Genomic DNA, 1,937 nt, shown 5'->3' with positions numbered 1-1,937 from the left:
TTTATATTTTTTCAAAGAAAATACTAAGCTATTTAATCACATAAAAAAACAATCCACATTCCCCTGCTAATTTGATAAACTAACATTAGTTAACTTCTATATTATATAGTTAACATAATAATAAGGAGGTATATGATGTATCAATTACGAGGTCACCATCTTTTTTGTCTTATCGGGTATCGCGGGATGGGTTATTCAAAAGAGTACGTAGAAAATATGACCCTTATGCACCAAAATTTGCGACAATATCCGAATACATGGATTGAATTGATTGAAGGACCAGATCAATTGTGTGCGAAGTATCCAAACTCTGGTGAATATCATTGTCAAGATAAACATATTTACGAACGTGATCAAAAAATATTAAAAAAACTAGGTTTAAAAGTTGGTCAACAAATCCAATGGCAAGAAGTTGAAAATCGCATTCGTAAATATGTCGTTCCGTCTGATATTCAATATATATGTGAAACATGCTCTTGGCGGACATACGGTGTTTGTGAAGAAGGAATTCAAGATATCCTTGATAACAAAGGTTTAAGAAAAGTAGATTTAAAGAGTAACAATTGACACAATTAATTTTTACAAACTAAAAATTTTTGTTTAATAGCTTCTAAATTTATTTCAAAAATTGTAAAAATATTCTATGATTAAACGTGAAGGATTTTTAATAGAGGGGGGATTCAGATGAAAGCCATTCAAATGTCTGCTTTCGGGGGACCAGAAGTATTAAATTATGTTGACGTTGAAGAACCTGTACCAAGTGAAAATGAAGTACGTGTGAAATTGCATTATGCCGGTGTCAACCCTGCTGAAACGTATATCCGTCAAGGTGGTTATGCTTTTTTCGAACCGGAATTACCATATATTCCTGGATTTGATGGCGCAGGGGTTGTAGATGAAGTCGGACCTGGAGTGACCCGATTAAAACCTGGTGATCGCGTTTTTGTTTCTTCAAGTTTAGCAAACCTGACAACAGGTACATATGCAGAAAAAGTTGTATGTGATGCCGATGTCGTTTACCAATTACCTGAATCAATTAGTTTTGAACAAGGGGCTGCTCTAGGAGTACCAGGTACAGCAGCCTATCGAGCCCTTTTCCATCGTGCCCGTGTTAAACCAGGTGAAACCGTGTTTATTCATGGAGCGTCAGGTGGTGTTGGTTTACTTGCCGTTCAACTAGCTAAATATATTGGAGCAAAAGTAATCGGTACAGCTGGTACTGAGGAAGGCATTGAATTAGTTAAACAAGCCGGGGCCGACGCCGTATTAAATCATAGTGAACCGGGTTATTTAGATGCAATTCCTTCAACCACTGACAATCAAGGGATTGACGTCATTTTAGAAATGCTCGCAAATGTGAATTTAGTAAAAGATTTTACGTATCTAAATAAATATGGGCGTATCGTTATTGTCGGGAACCGCGGATCACTTGATTTTAATCCACGACTTGCAATGGGAAAAGAAGCCGATATACTTGGGATGGCCGTTTGGAATGCACCGATAGATGAATATAATGAAAGTTTAATTGGTATTGAAGCTGCGTTAAAAAATGGTGGGCTAAATCCTATTGTTGGTAAAATATACCCATTAAAAGAAGCGCAAAAGGCACATGTGGAAATTATTGAAGGAAAAGCGAAGGGGAAAATGGTTTTAAAAATTAACGAAAAGTAATATTAGCCATTCAATAAGGAAGGCTGTTATTTGACAGTCTTCCTTAATTTTGTATACTTAATTTCGCTACAGTGGCGGACGCGCATCCAGTGGCACGGCCTCAGCCTCCTCATCTCGCTTGCTCGATTGCGCAGGTCTATAGGCTCGTGCTAATCCTGCAGGACATTGAATTAGCTACGGAGCATTACACCGCAGAAAAAATACGAATGTGTTTTTTGAGTCGCCGCCACTTTAGTTTTAATATAAATTTCCATAATATTAATTAT

General features: G+C 37.0%; 2 protein-coding genes. Both read left to right on the top strand.

Annotated features, from left to right (window positions below):
* Nucleotides 1-135 precede the first annotated feature (135 nt).
* Nucleotides 136-567, top strand: a complete 432-nt coding sequence (locus GW534_RS15760; protein WP_161921913.1) for a DUF1284 domain-containing protein — start codon at nucleotides 136-138, stop codon at nucleotides 565-567.
* Nucleotides 568-684: 117 nt separating this feature from the next.
* Nucleotides 685-1,671 carry an NADPH:quinone reductase gene (locus tag GW534_RS15755; protein WP_161921912.1) on the top strand — a complete coding sequence of 329 codons (987 nt, stop codon included), beginning with the start codon at nucleotides 685-687 and terminating at the stop codon, nucleotides 1,669-1,671.
* Nucleotides 1,672-1,937: the final 266 nt, after the last annotated feature.

Origin of the sequence: Pallidibacillus pasinlerensis (genome assembly GCF_009996845.1) — a bacterium.
Taxonomy (GTDB): domain Bacteria; phylum Bacillota; class Bacilli; order Bacillales; family Caldibacillaceae; genus Pallidibacillus; species Pallidibacillus pasinlerensis.
This window is presented reverse-complemented; position numbering and strand designations above follow the sequence as displayed.